Below are 14,848 nucleotides of genomic sequence, written 5' to 3' on the forward strand. Positions count from 1 at the left end.
CGCTCTAGTGGGAGGCCGCGAGCCCCGGCCCGATGCCGCACTCGGTATCACTGGAGAGAATATCACCGTATTCTAGTAGAACTGGCGTATGTGCATATTCCGTGCTTGCCAAGGTTGGGGTCGAGGGTTCGAATCCCTTCGCCCGCTCCAACACTATAGTGCTTCTGGCGATCGGGCTCAGTCCCGAACGCCAGAAAGCGTGCCAAGATCCCATTCATCATGATCTTCGTCTCGCCGCGGCGCTCGCCGGGGAGAACGTCGATCGACTGGATCATGGGACGCAGGACGGCCATCGCCTCCCGCCGGGCCTGGTCATCACCCTCCATCAGCCGCGATAGCTCGCCGACCGCCTTTTTATAGGCGTCGACCGCGCGCGGGTGCAGCAGCACCACGTTGTCCTCTTCCTCGATGGTGGCCAGCTTGGCGGTGACGTCGTCGCGCTCGCGCTCGAGCTTGGCCAGCCGATCGCCCAAGACCTTGGAATAGCCGTGCTCGGCGATGGCGTCGGCGAGGTTGGCGATCTCCTTCTCCAGCGCCGGCAGCCGCTTCTTCAGGTCGGCCTGGCGGCGCCCGCTCTCGACCTGCAGGCGCTTGCGCTCCTCATGATAGGTCTTGAGGTATTCGGCCAGAACCTCGGGCGCCAGCAGCTTGGCGGTGATGCCGTCGAGCACGCGCTGCTCGAGGTCGGCGATCCTGATCGTGTGTCCATTCGAGCATGCCTCGGCGCCGGCTTCCTTGCGGCGGGTACAGGCCATGCGGTCGCGATTGTTGACGGTATAGGAAGCGCCGCAGCAGCCGCAGCGCACCAGGCCCGACAGGATGTGCTTCGGCCGCCGCAGCCGATGCGTGGGGTAATGCTTGTTCTGCTGCTTCAGGCGCTGCACGCGCTCCCACAGGGCGTCGGGGATGATGCGCAGCTCGGGCATCTCCTTGACCACCCACTTGTCGGGCGGGTTCATGCGGATCTGGTACTTGCCGGTCTCGGGATCCTTGAACTTGCTCGAGCGGTTGAACACCATCCGGCCGGTGTAGAGTTCGTTGTAGAGGAAGCCCGTCTGGCGTTGACGGTTTCCGTTGATGGTCGACGCGAACCATTCGCCGCCGCTCGGCGCCGGGATGCCGCGGCGGTTGAGGTCGGCGGCGATGGCGCGCGGGCTTTCCCCCCTGGCGAAGCGGTCGAAGATCTCGAAGACGACGGGCCCCTGCTCCGGGTGGATCTCGCGCAGGCCCTTGATGACCTCGCCCCTGGCGTCGAACTCGCGCTTCAGGCGGTAGCCGTAGGCCAAGCCTGCCTGCGCCAGCCCCGCCTCGGCGCGCCCGATCTGGCCGCGCTTCACCTTGGCGGCCAGCTGCTTCAGGAACAGGGCGTTCATGGTGCCCTTGAGCCCGATGTGCAGCTCGTTGATCTCGCCTTCTTCGGAAGTGAACAGCTTGACGCCGAGGAACTCCAGCCGCTGGTAGATGGTGGCGGTGTCCGCCTGGTTGCGCGACACGCGGTCGAGGGCCTCGGCCATCACCGCGTCGAAGCGCCCGCTCTTGGCGTCCTCGAGCAACCGCATGCAGGTCGGCCGGGTGATCAGGGCGCCGCCCGAAATGGCGTATTCGGGATAGACCTCGGCGACCTCGCCCCCCATCTCGGCGATCTTGGCGCGGCACAGCCGCACCTGATCGTCGATCGAGTGCTCACTCTGGTTGTCGTCGGAATAGCGGGCGTAGATGGCGAAACGCATGAACGGTTAGTCCCGGGTGGTGGCCAGCTTCCGGGCCTCCTCCTCCTCGCGATGATGAGCCCGTGCCACCGCACGCGCAATGATCCTGGCGAGCTCAAGGATGCCCTGCTCGGGATCTGGCGGCGGCGACACGGGGTCCGCAAGGGGAGAAGTGACACGACGGGGCATGGTGGGTGGGCCTACTCCGCCGCCGCCGAGGCCGCGATCGCGGCATCCTCGATGTCACGCTGCGCCGGCAGCAGGATCTCGGGGATGGCGACCTGATAGTGACGGGCCAGCGCCACCACCAAGGGCGAGATCCCGCCTTCGCTCCAATAGGCGACGTTGAAGCCGGCGGCGATCGTCTCGGCGATCGCGGTGGCCATCGCCTCTTCCGGCATCTGCAGCAGGATCGCCCATATGGTCGCGGGATCGCTGTCTTCCTTGAAGTTGTGGCGGCCCGACCACTGAGCGACGGGTCCGACATGGCCGGCGAGTTTCGACAATGCGCCGCCGTTGACGAGGTTCTTCAGGAGCCCGTCCCCGCTCAGTCCGCGCGCCGGCGACTTGTGCCGATGAGTGGCCCCGAGTTCGTAGAAGTAGAGCCGCATGGCCATGGCCGGGTCGGATGCGATAAGGGGCTGCAGGTCGGCCCGCAGGCGCTCGCACGCCTTCTGTCGGGCTTCCTGCTGCTCCTGCTCCGCGCGGCGCCGTTCGACCTCGGCCGGGTCTTCGTGGCGGTTCTCCCTCTTGGCAAGGCCCTTATGGATTTCGACGATGCCGCTGTAGTTGCTGAAATGGACCACGGCGCCGGCGGTCCCGTCATCGACCTGGTCGTAGCGGTAATGCGAGAACGAGTAGCTCTCCTCGAACTCGGCCCATGCCCACACCTTCTTCAGCTCGGCGGCTTTGGCCTTGGCAGCGGCCCGCTGCAGCTCCATGAACTGCTTCTTGTCGGCGAAGTACCGCGTTCCCGTCTCGGGGTTCTCGACGATCTGGCCGGTGTATGCGGCTTCCTCGAACACGGCCCGGCTCACCGGCACCAGGTCGCCGGTGATCGCTTCGCGCAGGCGCTCGGCGCTCCAGGCTCCGACGCCCTTCTTCAGCAGGTCCCTCTGCTGTTTGAAGTCGGCCATGGTGAGGTGGCGCGCATGGGTGAAGGTGATCTTTCCATCGCGCAGCGCCTGCTGGATCTCGGGCGCCAGCCGCTCGACCAGCGCGAGGCGCTGCTGGACGAACCGCTGGCCCTTGGGCTTGCCGATCGCCTCGGCGATAGTGCGGGTGGTCCACTTCGCCGGATCCAGCTGCTGCAGTTGGGCGAACGCGGCAGCTTCCTCCATCGGGTTGACATCGACGCGCTGCAGGTTCTCGAGCAGCGCCAACGCCAGATGCTGGGCGGCGTCGGCCTGAATGATCCGAACGGGCACCCCGTTGTCGCGGATCTCGATGGGGAGGCGGGCTTCGCTGGCCATCAGCTCGAGGGCTCGCCAGCGGCGCTCGCCGGCGACGATGCGGAAGAGGTCGGGCTTCTCCTCATCGGGTCGCACGACCAGGTTCTGCAGCAACCCCTGGGCGGCGATGCTGGCGGCAAGGTCGCGGATGCCTTCGTCGTCGAAGGTGCGGCGCGGGTTTAGGAGCGACGGCTGGATCTGCAGCAGGGGAATGCGCCGCAGGGCGGGATCGCTGGTCGCGGCCGCCGGCGCGGGGGTGTCGCCGGCGGGGGCGTACTTGCCGTGGCGCAGGCGGGAGATCAGCGAGGCGTCGACGCCGTATTCCTTGGCGAGGCCGGCATTGGTGAGGTCGGGGTCGGCGGCCAAACGGGCGCGGATCTCGTCCATCTGTTCGGGGGTGAGCTTGCTCTTGGGAGGCATGGTCGGTCTCCTAGCGAACGGCGTTCGCCGGGTCGGCGTCGGCGTTGAGGGTGACGGGGCGGCGGGCCTGCATGGCGAGGGCCGCCGGGTAGAGGTCGCGGATCTCGTCGGGGTGGAAACCGCGGCGCTGCAGGGCGGCGTCGGTGACGGTGCCGTGCAGGAACAGCTCGGCCGAGATGGCGGCGGCCAGGTCGCGGGCGCGGGCGTAGCGGTTGGCGGGGAGCTTCGTCATGGCGCGCCTACCAGCCCGGATACAGGGCGACCAGCTGGTGCCAGTCGGCACGGGCCTGGTCGTCGGCGCGGATGACCGGCAGCGCCTCGGCGGCGTGCCAGTTGGACCAGCGGCCGAGCCAGGTCTTGTCGTCGGCCGCGCCGCGGTACAGCGTCACGATGGTCGCCACCAGCATGCGCTGCAGATCGCTCATCCCCTTGATGGCGGCCTTGAAGGCCTGCATGTCGCGGTCGCCCTGGGCGCCCTCGGCGTAGCCCAAGGGGCGGAAGGTCTCCAACCGCTTGGGCTGGTCGGGTTCGAAGTAGAAGCAGCCCCACAGCTGGTGACGGTTGCACAGCTGGGCGAGATGCGCCGCGAACGGCCCGCGGTTGCTCCAGAACGGGGGCTCGACCTTGGCGCCGCCGATCGCGGCCAGGGCCATGGCCTCGTCCTCGTCCATGTGCGGCCGCTTGGCGACCAGGTCGACCAGGCGCGTCTTGGGAAAGCGGCCGCGGGCGAAGGCCGGGCTGATGGCGGCGATGGCGGCCAGCGCCACGGGCATGCGGGAGTGATGGACGTAAGCGGTCTCGGCTAGGCTCATGTCGGTGAACTCGAGCGAGCCGTCGTCCTGCAGCTCGATGCCGAACTCGGCAAGGATGTCTTCGGTGCTCATGGTCGTGTTGCCCCTCCGTGGGCGAAAGCGGGTCCCCTACTGGAAAAGAAGCCCCCGGCAACGTCCGTTGGTACGCCGGGCGGCGAAAAAAATTTTCAGCCGGGGTTGGTGGTGGCGGGTCGGGGCCTATGGCCCCGGGCCCGGAGATTGACCTGGGTGGCGAAGGCATCGGCTTCGCGCGGGCTGAGGCAGGCCATCTTGATGACGGGGCCGTCCCCGTCGGGCGACGGCCACCAGGTCAAGAGCCCGGCCGCCTGCAGCTGGGCGAGCGAGGCCTCGACATAGACGAGGCCCCGATCGGTGATGACCCGGGCGGTCATGCGCCGGCGTCCTTACCGGGCTCGACGCCGTCCATGGCATCGAGAGCGGCGTTGTATTCCACCCAGGTTTGGAGCGACCACGGGCGCGCGCCCGTTGCGTCCTCCTTCAGGCAGTTGCCGTGGTAGGCGGCCATGAACGCCCGCAGCCCGTGCTTCCCGTAGTGAGCGGGATTGGCCTTGGCCGCTGCCAGGAATTCCCGGAGCGGGGCCGTCATCAGGCCCTCGCCGCGCGGCCCACATGGCAGGCCGTGCCCGACGCCGGTTTCCATGCGTCCGAGGTGGCCCGGATTGTCGGTCCACCAGCAGGTGTTCATAGCGAAGTACGCCGTCGGCTGAACGCTGCGCTTCACCTGGTCGAAATCGACTATTGGGACGATGAGGATCATGCGAAGAACCAGTCCAGAGGGCGGCCGACGGCGGTCGCGATGGCGTGAAGGCGGGACGCCGAGACGCGGTTGCGGCCGCGCTCGTACATCCGCACCTGAGCCCAGGTGACGCCGCATTCGCGGCCGAGGCGGTCGAGGGTGAGCCCGCTGGCGATGCGGGCCTCCCGGATGCGGGCGCCGATCTGCCGGTCGACCGGGCCGACGCGCGGGATGAAGGGGCGCTTGCGCTCCATGGGCTCCCCCTATTCGCCCTCGGCGACCGGCCCCGCCTCATCGGCGGAGACGATCTCGACGCGTTCGACCGGGTATCGCAGGATGTTCCCATCCTCGAACTCGACCAGGTCGCCAGCCAGCCAGTCCGGGTCGCCGGACGCGGGCGCCACCTGGCGGCCGTTCCAGCACCATCCCTGGAAGGGCTGGGTGTCGACGATCTTCCCGCCCTCGATGTCGAAGCGCAGGAAGTCCTGGCCGTGGTCGGCCAGGTGCAGCCGGATGCGATCTCCCATGGCTCGCCCCTACTCGGCCGGCGCCGGCGTGGGCGCCAGCGACTTAATCAGGGAGTAGATGCCATCGCGGGTGTTCTCGTCGGCGATGGACTTGAAGTTTCGCACCAGTTCGAGGGTGCGACGGTCGGCGAACTCGCCGCCGTCGAAGGTGTGCGACGGCGGCGCGGTGCCGGCGACCACGGCGGCCGGGCTGGCGGCGGCGACGGCGGCCGGCATGTCGTCGAAGAAGAAGCTGACGGGCACGTCCAGCACCCGGGCCAGATCCCACAGGCGCGAACCGGAGCAACGGTTGGCGCCGCGCTCGTACTTCTGCACCTGTTGGAACGTCAGCCCCAGCTTGTGGCCGAGGGCCTCCTGGCTGATCCCCAGCAGCACCCGACGCAGCCGGATGCGCGAGCCGATATGGACGTCGACGGGGTTGGGGGCGCCGTCATCGAGACGGCCGCGAGAGGTGCGACGGCGCTTGGACGCAACCGGCACACGCGACGGGACAGATGCGGACATGGAAACGGAACTCCATCAGGTTGTGATGGAGGGACAATGTCACGTTACGTGACACGCGGCAAGCGCCATTTGTCACCCTTTGTGACATTGGGCTCGCCACGGTGTGGTGATCCGCTTTGAGCCCGATAGCGCCTTATGGGAAGTTCAACCATCAATAACCGTTTGGGTGAATGCGATGGTGATCCCGGACCTATTTAGGTTCAGGCGAGAGTTCCCTCTCATTCGGACCTTCTTTGTGAAGCTGGGTCTGGTGCAGCGCTCGACGCACGTAGTTGGGCTGTCGCTCGAAGCTAACAACGGTGAGCTGCGCCTGCGGAACTACACTCGAGACAGTGAATACGCCAGCGATCGCGCGGCGCAAGAGGCGCGACGTCTGCTGGCGGCTCAGTATGTCGTCATCCCAAATGACCGTGAGATATTGGACCAGCTAGGCCGATGGTTCATTGACCTGGCTAAGCGCGACTGAGCTGCCTTACCCGCCAGCCTGGGAAGATCTGGACAATAGAGGTTCGATCTTGGTGGCCAGCGAATGGGGCATGCCGCCGAGCTGCCCTCGGTAGATCCAATCCAGCGTCACGCCGTACCTGTCAGCTAGGCGCACCACTGCCAGCGGATCTGGCATGCGGTCGCCTCGCTCCCAGTTGGTGTAGGCCGTGCGCGTTACGCCGATGCTGAGTGCCAGCTGTTCCTGCGTCAATCCGAGCGCTTCCCGCGTCGCTCGCAGACGCTGGCCAATCACCCGCATGGCGTCTGGTTTGTCCATATCTTGGGGCATGCTCACAAACTGTGACACCCCATCTTGAGGCGCACGCCACTTTTTTGTGTTGCCTGATGTCACAATGGGTGACATGTATATTGCCCATGCAGACTATAACCTTCGACGATCTGGTGCGCTCCTTCGGTGGCCCCGCCCGCATGGCGGAGACGCTGGGACTTGTCCGCACCGCAATCCCAAACTGGCGTCGGCGTGGTCGCATTCCACCCTCGCAATGGGCGGCAATTGTCGATGCTGCTGAAGCGCTTGGTATCCCCGGGGTGTCATACGACGCCCTTCGGCACATTCGGTACATGCCCGAGCCAGCGCAGGAGGTGGCTGCATGAGCTTCGCCGCTGTCGAGATGACGGGGGTTGCCGCCCCCGCCGATCCCATCAACCGCAACCACAACCGCGTTCGAGCATGGAACAACGCGGGCGGAACTTCGATGGGAAACTCCACGGTCACTTTGCGCAACCATGAGGAGTGCCCGGGCGACCGCTGGGCGGCGGCGCTGCGGCGTCGCTTCCCCGGCCAGCGGCCGGGCACCCTCGACACCAAGGCCTGCGCCATCGCCTTCGGGGTGTCGGCGCGCACCGCCGAAGGATGGGGCGGCGGGCAGGCTCCCAACCTCAAGCACCTGGTGCGGGCGTGGCGCCTGTTCGGGTGGGGCGTCGTCGCCGAGGTCCTGGGGGATGACGCCGCCGACGCCAGCCTGGCGCTCGACCGCGAGCTCGCCGAGCTCGAGGGAAGGCTGAAGCTGCTTCGCCACAATCTCGGCCAGGTTGGCACGAGGACGCGCCGATGATCGGCGTTTGGCGATGGGCGTTGGCCACCGCGCTGGCGCTGGTGGTCCTGCGGGACCGGGCCGCGCTGGCGCTGGCCAAGGGCTTTGCGGCCGCCGCCGCCGCGTTGGAGCGGGGGGTTCGCCGCCGGAAGGGAGGGGACGCATGTCGAAGGGACGCTGGCAAGCGTTGACCTCGGCCGGGACGGTCGGCACCTACGCCACCCGCCAGGCCGCGATGAACGATCTCACTCGGATGCGCCGATTGAGCGGTGCCGTGGTGCGCCATCTCGGGACCGGCGAGCGCTGGGAATGGCGGCGTGGCACCTGGATCAAGACCGATGCCGGTCGGAAGGCGGGCGCGGCATGAACCTCTCCGATCCGGCAGCCTTCCCCACGGCAATCGTGGCCCTCCTGCTCGCTCTTGCGGGGTGTCTGCTATGAGCGCGGGATTGAAAGAGGGCGCCGGCCGCCCCGCCAACCCCGGCGCCACCCACGCCGAAATCGTCGCCCTTGCCTGCCGCAAGGGCATCACCTTCCAGGCGGCGCTCCGCCTGGTGGCCAGCCGGTCCGATGAGGATGCCGGGGCGAACAGGGGGGATGCCGCATCCCCCAGCACACCAAGTCGGCCTGCGCGGCCGGCGCCGCGAGGGCGGGCGCCGGTGCGTGTCACTCCCACCCCGGCTGCCGAGGGCGTGCCCCCGGCGGACATGGGCAAGGCCGACATTGCGGCGACCTCTGCGCAAACTGCGGCCGGCGGGGGAGGCCCACGTTCGGAAGGGCACGGTGCTCCCGCCGCCGGCCGGCTTCTCACCCCCGAGGATCTCGACGCCATCGTCGAGCGGGCGTGGCGACGGACCATGGCGCGGCTGCGGCCCGACCTGGCGATCGCAGTGGGCGTGCCGGTGGAACCTACCCCCCCCGGCGGCGCTTGCGAGCCGGAGGCGGAAGGGCCGGCGAACGCCGTTCGCGTGGAAGAGCCCGCATCGGCGCCGCGTGTCCAGCTGGATCCCGACGCCGTGGCGCTGGCCGTGGTTGACCATAGCGATCTGCACCTCGCCGAGCCGCCCCCGATCGTTCGGGCGGTTCCGCCGGCTGCGGTGGTGGAGGCGTCTTGCCACCAGAAAAAAACCAAGCGATGCGGCGGTGGGGCACCGCCAGGCCAGGACAAGCCGGGGCGCCGAGCCCGGCCCGCGGAACAGGCGGGCGACGCGCACGGCTTGACCGGGACGGCCGCATCAAAGCCAGCCGGGACCGATCCCGGCCCGCAGCCGACCATTTCCGACGTCGTGGATACCGTCTCCTGTCTGGCGGCGTCGGAGCCGGAGGTGGCGCGTCCTTCGCCACCTCCGGCAACCATCCTGGATCTGCCGCCGGCGCCTCCGCCGCCGGTCGCGCCCGACGTCGTCAAGCCCGATCGTGCGGCCGAACTGGCGCAGATCGAAGCCTTCCTGGCGACCAAGGGCGCCAGCCGGGAGCCCGATTTCGGCGAGCTGCAGGAGGCCTATCGCGTCCTGAAGCGCCACGGCTACTGGCTGGCCAAGGCACCACGGGCCAGCCGCGGGCCGGTCATCTACCTGGTCAACGGCGGCGGGCGCTATCTGGCGAAGGAAGTCCGTGCCCTGGCGGCCAAACTGGAAAAGGAGCACGCGCGTGGAACGACAGCGGCTGCCTAATCGGCGCCTGTGCCTGACCGAGACCCTGGAATGGTGCGAGCACACCTGGCTGATGAATGTCGGCTTCGACGTCGATGGCCGGGTGCGCGAGGTCTTCATCGACGGCAACAAGGTAGGGTCGCTGTTCGAGGGCCTGCTCGACGACGCCTGCGTGCTGGTGTCGCACCTGCTGCAGATAGGGCGCACGCCCGCCGACCTGGTGCGGCGCCTGGGCGGATCGGAAGCCGAGCCCGCCAGCCCGATCGGCCTGGTCGCCCGCCAGCTGGCGCGGCTCGAGGCCGATGCCGGCGTCATCGTGCGCGAGGTCTATGCCCTCGCCGGCCAGCGGGGAGCGGCGGAATGACCGATTTCGACCCCACGGGCTTCGCCATCACCGAGCAGCGGCCCGGCGAGCTGCACCGTTTCTTCAACCACGCCTCGCGCCTGGTCATCGCCGCCGTCGTCGAGAGCGCCCGCCGCGGCCGGGTGTGGCCCGAGCTGCAGCGCGCGCTCGAGGACGCCGGCTTCGAGATCCGGCGCCGGCAGCAATAGGGGGGCATCATGAACCCGATCCTGATCGTTAAAGATGCTGGTCACGGCACCGCCCCACCCTGCCCTGCCGCGAAATTCGGCCCGGGCGATGTCGTCAAGGTGCGTCGGCGAGCCCACCTCAAGCACCTGCCCGGGCAAGCGGCCATCGCGGTCGTGGTGCCGCCCGGCTTCCCGGCCGAGCACGCCTTGGCGGATGCGCGTCATGAGCCGCGGCCGCTGATGACCACCATCCCGTCTCGTTCAATCACCTACATCGTCGCCTTCGACGGCAACCCCACCCCGCATCTGTTGCGGGAGACAGACTTGATCGCGACTGGCCTGCCAAAGGTGCCTGTGGGTTGGGCGGACGAGCCCGCAATCGACGCCTCGATGGAGGCTTCGGCATGACCGCCTTTTCCCACGTTATGGTCGACCTGGAAACTATGGGCGCAGCTCCCGGGTGCGCCATCCTTTCCATCGGCGCAGTGGCCTTCGATCCGGTCAATGGGCGGATGGGGCCCGACTTCTACACCGCCTTGTCGCTAGACAACTGCGTCACCTGGGGTTTGACCATCGAGCCAGGGACGGTGCTGTGGTGGATGAGGCAGTCGGAAGCCGCCCGCAACGAAGCCATGGGCGGCGACCAGATGTTACCCCTGGCGCTGGCCGACTTCGCCGCCTGGTTTTCCGAATATATCGGCGCCCAGTATTTCTGGTGCCATGGGGCAACCTTCGACGCTCCCATTCTCAGTGCGGCCTACCAATGTGTGGGGCGGGAAACACCGTGGAAGTTCTGGGACGTGCGGGACACCAGAACATTGTACGACCTTGCGAGGGTGAAGCCCGACCGCGCGATCGGCACCCATCACAATGCCCTCGACGATGCCCGTGCCCAAGCGATGGCGGTAGTCGAGGCATATCGCCGCCTCGGCCTCGTGCCGACCACCTGTGCGGGGGCGGCCAATGCGTGACCTTTACCTCGTCGACGCGTTTCGCGACACCAGCCCGGCGGTCATCGCCCATTTCGGCTGGGGGGGGGATGGCACCTGCGGGGTGTTCATCGTCTCCTCTCCGGTCGACCGGGCGCCGCTGCGGGTGATCGCCAGTGTGGGCGAAGGATGGGACCATGTGTCCGTCAGCCGGCGCAACCGCTGTCCCAACTGGACCGAGATGGAGCACGTCAAGCGCCTGTTCTTCCGCGAGGACGAAACGGCCATGCAGTTGCACGTCCCGCCGGCCGACCACGTCAATCTGCATCCCCACTGCCTGCACCTGTGGCGCCCCCACAACGTCGAGATCCCGCGTCCTCCGGCCGACATGGTCGGTCCTGTCGGCGGGTGAGCCATGGACGCGCTTGAGCTCCTCGAGCAGCGGTCGGTGCTGCAGCGCTGGGTCGAGACCTATACCGGCACGCAGGGGCGGGCGCCGTTCGTGCGTGAGGCGGCGGCCGCCCTGCGGATGACCGAGGCTGCGATCGCCGAGCTGGTCGACGACGCTTTCTGGATGTACCTGGCCCATCCCGGCCGGGCGCTGGGCGCGCGCACCATCGAGCTCGAGGGGGAATGATGGCCGCTACCCCCCCCTGCCGCGGTACCGCCCGCCGAGAAAATCCAATCTTTTGCCTGTCACGGCCGAAAGGAGAGACAGGCATGGCCATTGGTAGCGGGTCGGGGGTGTCGTTGCGATGACGCCCGCGGACTGGCAGGAACTCTATGACCTGGGATTTTCCATCTTCCCCCTGCAGCCCAAGGGGAAGCGCCCGGCGCTGAAGTGGGAAGAGTACCAGGCGCGGCGGCCGACCGAGCAGGAGGTGGCGCGCTGGGCGTCGGGCGCCGGCCGGCCGAACGCGTTCAACGTGGCGGTGGCCACCGGGCAGATCTCGGGCGTCATCGTGCTCGACACCGACACCGAGGAGGCCGAAGAGGAGGTGGCCAAGCGGGGCACGCCGGCGACGCCGACCGTGCGCACCGCCAAGGGCCGCCACCGCTATTACCGCCATCCCGGCTTTGAGGTCCGCAACTTCGCCCGCCGCATCCCCGGCACCGACCTGCGCGGCGACGGCGGCTATGTGGTGGCGGCCGGCTCGATCCACGAGACCGGCGTGGTCTATGAATGGGAGGTCCATCCCCGCGACGTTCCCTTCGCCGATCCGCCCGACTGGCTGCTCGAGCTGCTGAAGCCCGCTCCGGTGTCGGAGCCCCCCCCTCCCCCGGCTCGGCCGACCAATGAGAACGCCTATGCCGAGGCGGCCTTCGACAAGGAATTGTCCAGCCTGCGCCGGGCCCAGCAGGGCGGCCGCAACGACCAGCTGAACCGCTCGGCCTTCAACCTTGGCCAGCTGGTCGGCGCCGGCGCGCTCGAGCGCGGCATCGTCGAGCGGCACCTGCTGTCTGCGGCGATGGCCATCGGCCTGACCGAGGACGAAAGCCTGGCCACCATCAAGAGCGGCATCGAGGACGGCATGGCCGATCCGCGCCGCATCCCCGAGCGTACGGCCCGGCGCCAGCGCGTCGGCGGGGTGATGGCGCCCTATCCCGACGAACCGCCGCCCGATTATGAGGAGCCGCCCCGGGGTGGCGGCGGCTATTCGCAGACCTATTCGCCGCCGGCACCGGTGGCCGACATCGAGGAAGAGCGGCGCCGGCGGCGGCCGCCGGGCCCCGAGCCGGTGCGGCTGACGGCGCTGGATCCGATCGCCTGGGCGGGCAAGCTGCCGCCCGACCGCCAGTGGATCGCGCACGACTGGATCCCGTGCCACACCACCACGGCGCTGTACGGCGACGGCGGCGTCGGCAAGACGCTGCTGGCGCAGCAGCTGCTGACGGCGGTGGCCAGCAACCGCGCCTGGTGCGGCCTGCAGGTGAAGCAGGTCAAGGCCATCGGCTTCTTCTGCGAGGACAGCGCCGACGAACTGCACCGCCGGCAGGACGCCATCTGCCGCGGCCTCGACCTCGGCCTCGGCGATCTCGAGGACTTGCGGTTCTTCTCGCGCGTCGCCGACGACAACCTGCTGATGACCTTCGACGCCGACGGCACCGGCCGGCGCACGCCGCTGTGGGAGGCGTTCCGCCGCGCGGTCCTCGACTTCGGTGCCCAGCTGGTGGTGGTCGACACGGCAGCCGACGTGTTCGGCGGCAACGAGAACATCCGCAACCAGGTGCGCCAGTTCATCGCCATGCTGACGTCGCTGGCCATGGAGATCGACGGCTCGGTCATCCTGTGCGCCCATCCCTCGGTGTCGGGCATCGCCAGCGGGCACGGCTTCGCCGGCTCGACCGCCTGGAACAACTCGGTGCGCTCGCGCCTCTATCTCACCCGCCCGGGCGACGAAGGCGACCAGGAGGACGCCGACACCAACGAACGCATCCTCACCCGCATGAAGGCCAACTATGCCGCCTCGGGCGAGGCCATCCGCCTGAAATGGGACGATGGCGCGCTGATGCCGATCGAGCGCGAGACCGGCTTCTTCGGGGCGATGGAGCGCGGCCGCGCCGAGACCGCGTTCATCGAGGCGCTGCGCAAGCTGGAGAAGCAGGGGCGCGAGGCCTCGCCCAGCGTCAACGCCGGCTCTTACGCGCCCAAGCTGATCAAGGCCATGCCCGAGGGCAAGGGCCACCGCCTGGAGGATCTGCGGCGGGCGATGGAGACCCTGTTCGCCGACGGCCGCATCACCGTGGTCGAGGTCGGGCGCCACAAGTCGAAGAGGATCGTCGTATGCGACAAGAAGTGACCTTGGCGCGAACGGCGTTCGCCTCCCTGCTCCGGTGTGCTCCGGTGTGTTTCCAACATCCTGAAGGCACAGGAGTTTTCGGCTTTGCCCGGGGCCGCTCCGGTGTCCGCCGCCCCCGCCCGGCCGCTGGCTTCCGGGGTCTCCTGCAAGCCATTGATCGGGCTGGCCTTTCCGCCTCGGACTGGGGGCTTCCGCTCCGGTGTCGGGCGCCCGCCCGCTCGGCCCGCTGTCTGGTGGTTGCCGGGGTCGGATTGCAAGCCATTGAGCGGGCTGCGTTTCCGGCGATGCACGCTCCGCGCGAGGATGGGGCGGGGGCGGCTTGGGACAGGAGTCCGGTGTTCCGCAAGCCGTTGATTTCGTTCTGTTCCGCTGTGTCTCGCCGGAATGCTCCGGTGTCTCGCAAGCCCTTGTTTTTCCTTAACAATCCTATGCTCCGGTGTGTCCCTATAGATACTACGTATCTATTACCAGGGGCCCGCCCATGTTGCGGCGGGGCCCCTTGTGCCTCCGTGGATACAGGGCGCTCGGCCGGAGCGAATAAAAAATGGGGGTGATATTCGGATGACCGACATCGCCAAGGGCATGAAGACGGCCGTCGCCACCGTCGCCGATCCGGCGGCACCGCCGGTCGAGGCGCCGCAGCAGGCTCTCCTGCCGCTGCTGCCCGCCGACCAGGTGGCGGAGCTTCCCGAGGGCACAGCGGAGCGGCGGGCGGCCATCGCCAACGCACCGCGCGGCCGGGGCCGGCCTCCCGGGGCAATCAACAAGACGACGGCGGCGTGGCGGGACTACCTGCTGTCGCGCTACCGCTCGCCGCTGGAGGCGCTGGCCGAAACCTACTCGCGGCCCGTCGAGGACCTGGCGCAGCAGCTCCAGTGCAAGCCGGTCGAGGCCTTCAAGATCCAGGTCCAGGCGGCGGCCGAGCTGGCGCCCTACCTGCACGGCAAGATGCCGGTCGAGGTCAACCTGCAGGGATCGGCGCCTATCTTGCAGATCGTGGCGCCCGAGGCGGCGATGGCCTTCTACCAGGTGCAGGGCGGTGGCGCCGGGCCGCTGCTCGACATGCCGGTCGGCGAGGTGGTCGACGGTACAACCGCGCGTGCTTCCGAGGGGGATGATGATGCGTCCGGGCAACAGTAAAGGGCAAGTGAAACACCAGGGCGCCTCGGCCTCGGCGGAGGTGCTTTTACTGGCCTTGCGCGGGGTGTCGCGCC

Annotated in this window: 23 protein-coding genes; 13 read left to right on the forward strand and 10 right to left on the reverse strand. The window is 68.4% G+C overall.

Translation table 11 applies throughout. The features are described from left to right. Positions 1-62: 62 nt before the first annotated feature. The 9 genes from MTBUT4_RS08645 to MTBUT4_RS08685 all read right to left on the reverse strand — a co-directional run bounded on the left by MTBUT4_RS08645 (position 63) and on the right by MTBUT4_RS08685 (position 6,180). Positions 63-1,730 carry a recombinase family protein gene (locus tag MTBUT4_RS08645; protein ID WP_173979280.1) on the reverse strand — a complete coding sequence of 556 codons (1,668 nt, stop codon included), beginning with the start codon at positions 1,728-1,730 and terminating at the stop codon, positions 63-65. Positions 1,731-1,909: 179 nt separating this feature from the next. Further along, a complete protein-coding gene (locus MTBUT4_RS08650; RefSeq protein WP_173979281.1) occupies positions 1,910-3,580 on the reverse strand; it encodes a ParB/RepB/Spo0J family partition protein in 1,671 nt (556 codons plus the stop codon). 10 nt (positions 3,581-3,590) lie between these two features. Continuing rightward, entirely contained in the window at positions 3,591-3,812 is a 222-nt protein-coding gene (locus MTBUT4_RS19800; RefSeq protein ID WP_173979282.1) for a hypothetical protein, read from the reverse strand. Between the two features lie 7 nt (positions 3,813-3,819). After that, positions 3,820-4,464: a hypothetical protein gene (locus MTBUT4_RS08660; RefSeq protein ID WP_173979283.1), complete on the reverse strand. Its 645-nt coding sequence runs from the start codon at positions 4,462-4,464 to the stop codon at positions 3,820-3,822. A gap of 95 nt (positions 4,465-4,559) precedes the next feature. Beyond that, entirely contained in the window at positions 4,560-4,784 is a 225-nt protein-coding gene (locus MTBUT4_RS08665; protein WP_173979284.1) for a hypothetical protein, read from the reverse strand. Next, entirely contained in the window at positions 4,781-5,170 is a 390-nt protein-coding gene (locus MTBUT4_RS08670) for a hypothetical protein (protein ID WP_173979285.1), read from the reverse strand. Before MTBUT4_RS08670 ends, MTBUT4_RS08665 begins: the two co-directional genes overlap by 4 nt. Continuing rightward, positions 5,167-5,403 carry a helix-turn-helix domain-containing protein gene (locus tag MTBUT4_RS08675; RefSeq protein ID WP_173979286.1) on the reverse strand — a complete coding sequence of 79 codons (237 nt, stop codon included), beginning with the start codon at positions 5,401-5,403 and terminating at the stop codon, positions 5,167-5,169. The genes MTBUT4_RS08670 and MTBUT4_RS08675 overlap by 4 nt, the downstream gene beginning before the upstream one ends. A 9-nt stretch (positions 5,404-5,412) precedes the next feature. Continuing rightward, on the reverse strand, positions 5,413-5,676 hold the full coding sequence (locus MTBUT4_RS08680) for a hypothetical protein (RefSeq protein ID WP_173979287.1): 264 nt from the start codon (positions 5,674-5,676) through the stop codon (positions 5,413-5,415). 9 nt (positions 5,677-5,685) lie between these two features. Then, a complete protein-coding gene (locus MTBUT4_RS08685; RefSeq protein ID WP_173979288.1) occupies positions 5,686-6,180 on the reverse strand; it encodes a helix-turn-helix domain-containing protein in 495 nt (164 codons plus the stop codon). Positions 6,181-6,355: 175 nt separating this feature from the next. On the opposite strand from MTBUT4_RS08685, the gene MTBUT4_RS08690 reads away from it, so the two are divergent. Further along, the gene (locus MTBUT4_RS08690) at positions 6,356-6,646 is read left to right on the forward strand and encodes a hypothetical protein (RefSeq protein ID WP_173979289.1); all 291 of its coding nucleotides are present in this window, start codon (positions 6,356-6,358) and stop codon (positions 6,644-6,646) included. Between the two features lie 6 nt (positions 6,647-6,652). Here the strand turns inward: MTBUT4_RS08690 and MTBUT4_RS08695 are convergent, their stop codons facing one another. Continuing rightward, positions 6,653-7,030 (reverse strand): helix-turn-helix domain-containing protein, encoded by a 378-nt coding sequence (locus tag MTBUT4_RS08695; RefSeq protein ID WP_173979290.1) that lies wholly within the window; start codon positions 7,028-7,030, stop codon positions 6,653-6,655. Positions 7,031-7,041: 11 nt separating this feature from the next. Between MTBUT4_RS08695 and MTBUT4_RS19900 the strand changes: the two genes are divergently transcribed. From MTBUT4_RS19900 to MTBUT4_RS08750, 12 genes are all read left to right on the forward strand, one after another. Further along, positions 7,042-7,281 carry a carph-isopro domain-containing protein gene (locus MTBUT4_RS19900; protein WP_371737713.1) on the forward strand — a complete coding sequence of 80 codons (240 nt, stop codon included), beginning with the start codon at positions 7,042-7,044 and terminating at the stop codon, positions 7,279-7,281. Then, the gene (locus tag MTBUT4_RS08700) at positions 7,278-7,742 is read left to right on the forward strand and encodes a hypothetical protein (RefSeq protein WP_173979291.1); all 465 of its coding nucleotides are present in this window, start codon (positions 7,278-7,280) and stop codon (positions 7,740-7,742) included. The genes MTBUT4_RS19900 and MTBUT4_RS08700 overlap by 4 nt, the downstream gene beginning before the upstream one ends. Before the next feature lie 142 nt (positions 7,743-7,884). Further along, positions 7,885-8,088, forward strand: a complete 204-nt coding sequence (locus MTBUT4_RS08705) for a hypothetical protein (RefSeq protein WP_173979292.1) — start codon at positions 7,885-7,887, stop codon at positions 8,086-8,088. A gap of 70 nt (positions 8,089-8,158) precedes the next feature. After that, positions 8,159-9,394, forward strand: a complete 1,236-nt coding sequence (locus MTBUT4_RS08710) for a hypothetical protein (protein WP_173979293.1) — start codon at positions 8,159-8,161, stop codon at positions 9,392-9,394. Further along, positions 9,372-9,737 (forward strand): ribonucleotide reductase, encoded by a 366-nt coding sequence (locus tag MTBUT4_RS08715; RefSeq protein ID WP_173979294.1) that lies wholly within the window; start codon positions 9,372-9,374, stop codon positions 9,735-9,737. Before MTBUT4_RS08710 ends, MTBUT4_RS08715 begins: the two co-directional genes overlap by 23 nt. Next, positions 9,734-9,925, forward strand: a complete 192-nt coding sequence (locus tag MTBUT4_RS08720) for a hypothetical protein (RefSeq protein ID WP_173979295.1) — start codon at positions 9,734-9,736, stop codon at positions 9,923-9,925. Before MTBUT4_RS08715 ends, MTBUT4_RS08720 begins: the two co-directional genes overlap by 4 nt. Before the next feature lie 9 nt (positions 9,926-9,934). Further along, a complete protein-coding gene (locus MTBUT4_RS08725) occupies positions 9,935-10,312 on the forward strand; it encodes a hypothetical protein (protein WP_173979296.1) in 378 nt (125 codons plus the stop codon). Beyond that, positions 10,309-10,875, forward strand: a complete 567-nt coding sequence (locus MTBUT4_RS08730; RefSeq protein WP_173979297.1) for a 3'-5' exonuclease — start codon at positions 10,309-10,311, stop codon at positions 10,873-10,875. Before MTBUT4_RS08725 ends, MTBUT4_RS08730 begins: the two co-directional genes overlap by 4 nt. Further along, the gene (locus tag MTBUT4_RS08735) at positions 10,868-11,245 is read left to right on the forward strand and encodes a hypothetical protein (protein ID WP_173979278.1); all 378 of its coding nucleotides are present in this window, start codon (positions 10,868-10,870) and stop codon (positions 11,243-11,245) included. Before MTBUT4_RS08730 ends, MTBUT4_RS08735 begins: the two co-directional genes overlap by 8 nt. A 3-nt stretch (positions 11,246-11,248) precedes the next feature. Next, positions 11,249-11,470 carry a hypothetical protein gene (locus MTBUT4_RS08740; protein WP_173979298.1) on the forward strand — a complete coding sequence of 74 codons (222 nt, stop codon included), beginning with the start codon at positions 11,249-11,251 and terminating at the stop codon, positions 11,468-11,470. A gap of 118 nt (positions 11,471-11,588) precedes the next feature. After that, on the forward strand, positions 11,589-13,634 hold the full coding sequence (locus tag MTBUT4_RS08745; RefSeq protein WP_173979299.1) for a bifunctional DNA primase/polymerase: 2,046 nt from the start codon (positions 11,589-11,591) through the stop codon (positions 13,632-13,634). A gap of 561 nt (positions 13,635-14,195) precedes the next feature. Continuing rightward, the gene (locus MTBUT4_RS08750) at positions 14,196-14,774 is read left to right on the forward strand and encodes a hypothetical protein (RefSeq protein WP_173979300.1); all 579 of its coding nucleotides are present in this window, start codon (positions 14,196-14,198) and stop codon (positions 14,772-14,774) included. Positions 14,775-14,848 lie beyond the last annotated feature (74 nt).

It is taken from the genome of Magnetospirillum sp. UT-4 (genome assembly GCF_902729435.1).
GTDB lineage: Bacteria > Pseudomonadota > Alphaproteobacteria > Rhodospirillales > Magnetospirillaceae > Magnetospirillum.

Bases quoted from the DNA above. Each gene is read 5' to 3' on its own strand.
- MTBUT4_RS08645 (WP_173979280.1), bottom strand. From the start codon at position 1,730: ATGCGTTTCGCCATCTACGCCCGCTATTCCGACGACAACCAGAGTGAG.
- MTBUT4_RS08650 (WP_173979281.1), bottom strand. From the start codon at position 3,580: ATGCCTCCCAAGAGCAAGCTCACCCCCGAACAGATGGACGAGATCCGC.
- MTBUT4_RS19800 (WP_173979282.1), bottom strand. From the start codon at position 3,812: ATGACGAAGCTCCCCGCCAACCGCTACGCCCGCGCCCGCGACCTGGCC.
- MTBUT4_RS08660 (WP_173979283.1), bottom strand. From the start codon at position 4,464: ATGAGCACCGAAGACATCCTTGCCGAGTTCGGCATCGAGCTGCAGGAC.
- MTBUT4_RS08665 (WP_173979284.1), bottom strand. From the start codon at position 4,784: ATGACCGCCCGGGTCATCACCGATCGGGGCCTCGTCTATGTCGAGGCC.
- MTBUT4_RS08670 (WP_173979285.1), bottom strand. From the start codon at position 5,170: ATGATCCTCATCGTCCCAATAGTCGATTTCGACCAGGTGAAGCGCAGC.
- MTBUT4_RS08675 (WP_173979286.1), bottom strand. From the start codon at position 5,403: ATGGAGCGCAAGCGCCCCTTCATCCCGCGCGTCGGCCCGGTCGACCGG.
- MTBUT4_RS08680 (WP_173979287.1), bottom strand. From the start codon at position 5,676: ATGGGAGATCGCATCCGGCTGCACCTGGCCGACCACGGCCAGGACTTC.
- MTBUT4_RS08685 (WP_173979288.1), bottom strand. From the start codon at position 6,180: ATGTCCGCATCTGTCCCGTCGCGTGTGCCGGTTGCGTCCAAGCGCCGT.
- MTBUT4_RS08690 (WP_173979289.1), top strand. From the start codon at position 6,356: ATGGTGATCCCGGACCTATTTAGGTTCAGGCGAGAGTTCCCTCTCATT.
- MTBUT4_RS08695 (WP_173979290.1), bottom strand. From the start codon at position 7,030: ATGTCACCCATTGTGACATCAGGCAACACAAAAAAGTGGCGTGCGCCT.
- MTBUT4_RS19900 (WP_371737713.1), top strand. From the start codon at position 7,042: ATGCAGACTATAACCTTCGACGATCTGGTGCGCTCCTTCGGTGGCCCC.
- MTBUT4_RS08700 (WP_173979291.1), top strand. From the start codon at position 7,278: ATGAGCTTCGCCGCTGTCGAGATGACGGGGGTTGCCGCCCCCGCCGAT.
- MTBUT4_RS08705 (WP_173979292.1), top strand. From the start codon at position 7,885: ATGTCGAAGGGACGCTGGCAAGCGTTGACCTCGGCCGGGACGGTCGGC.
- MTBUT4_RS08710 (WP_173979293.1), top strand. From the start codon at position 8,159: ATGAGCGCGGGATTGAAAGAGGGCGCCGGCCGCCCCGCCAACCCCGGC.
- MTBUT4_RS08720 (WP_173979295.1), top strand. From the start codon at position 9,734: ATGACCGATTTCGACCCCACGGGCTTCGCCATCACCGAGCAGCGGCCC.
- MTBUT4_RS08725 (WP_173979296.1), top strand. From the start codon at position 9,935: ATGAACCCGATCCTGATCGTTAAAGATGCTGGTCACGGCACCGCCCCA.
- MTBUT4_RS08730 (WP_173979297.1), top strand. From the start codon at position 10,309: ATGACCGCCTTTTCCCACGTTATGGTCGACCTGGAAACTATGGGCGCA.
- MTBUT4_RS08735 (WP_173979278.1), top strand. From the start codon at position 10,868: ATGCGTGACCTTTACCTCGTCGACGCGTTTCGCGACACCAGCCCGGCG.
- MTBUT4_RS08740 (WP_173979298.1), top strand. From the start codon at position 11,249: ATGGACGCGCTTGAGCTCCTCGAGCAGCGGTCGGTGCTGCAGCGCTGG.
- MTBUT4_RS08745 (WP_173979299.1), top strand. From the start codon at position 11,589: ATGACGCCCGCGGACTGGCAGGAACTCTATGACCTGGGATTTTCCATC.
- MTBUT4_RS08750 (WP_173979300.1), top strand. From the start codon at position 14,196: ATGACCGACATCGCCAAGGGCATGAAGACGGCCGTCGCCACCGTCGCC.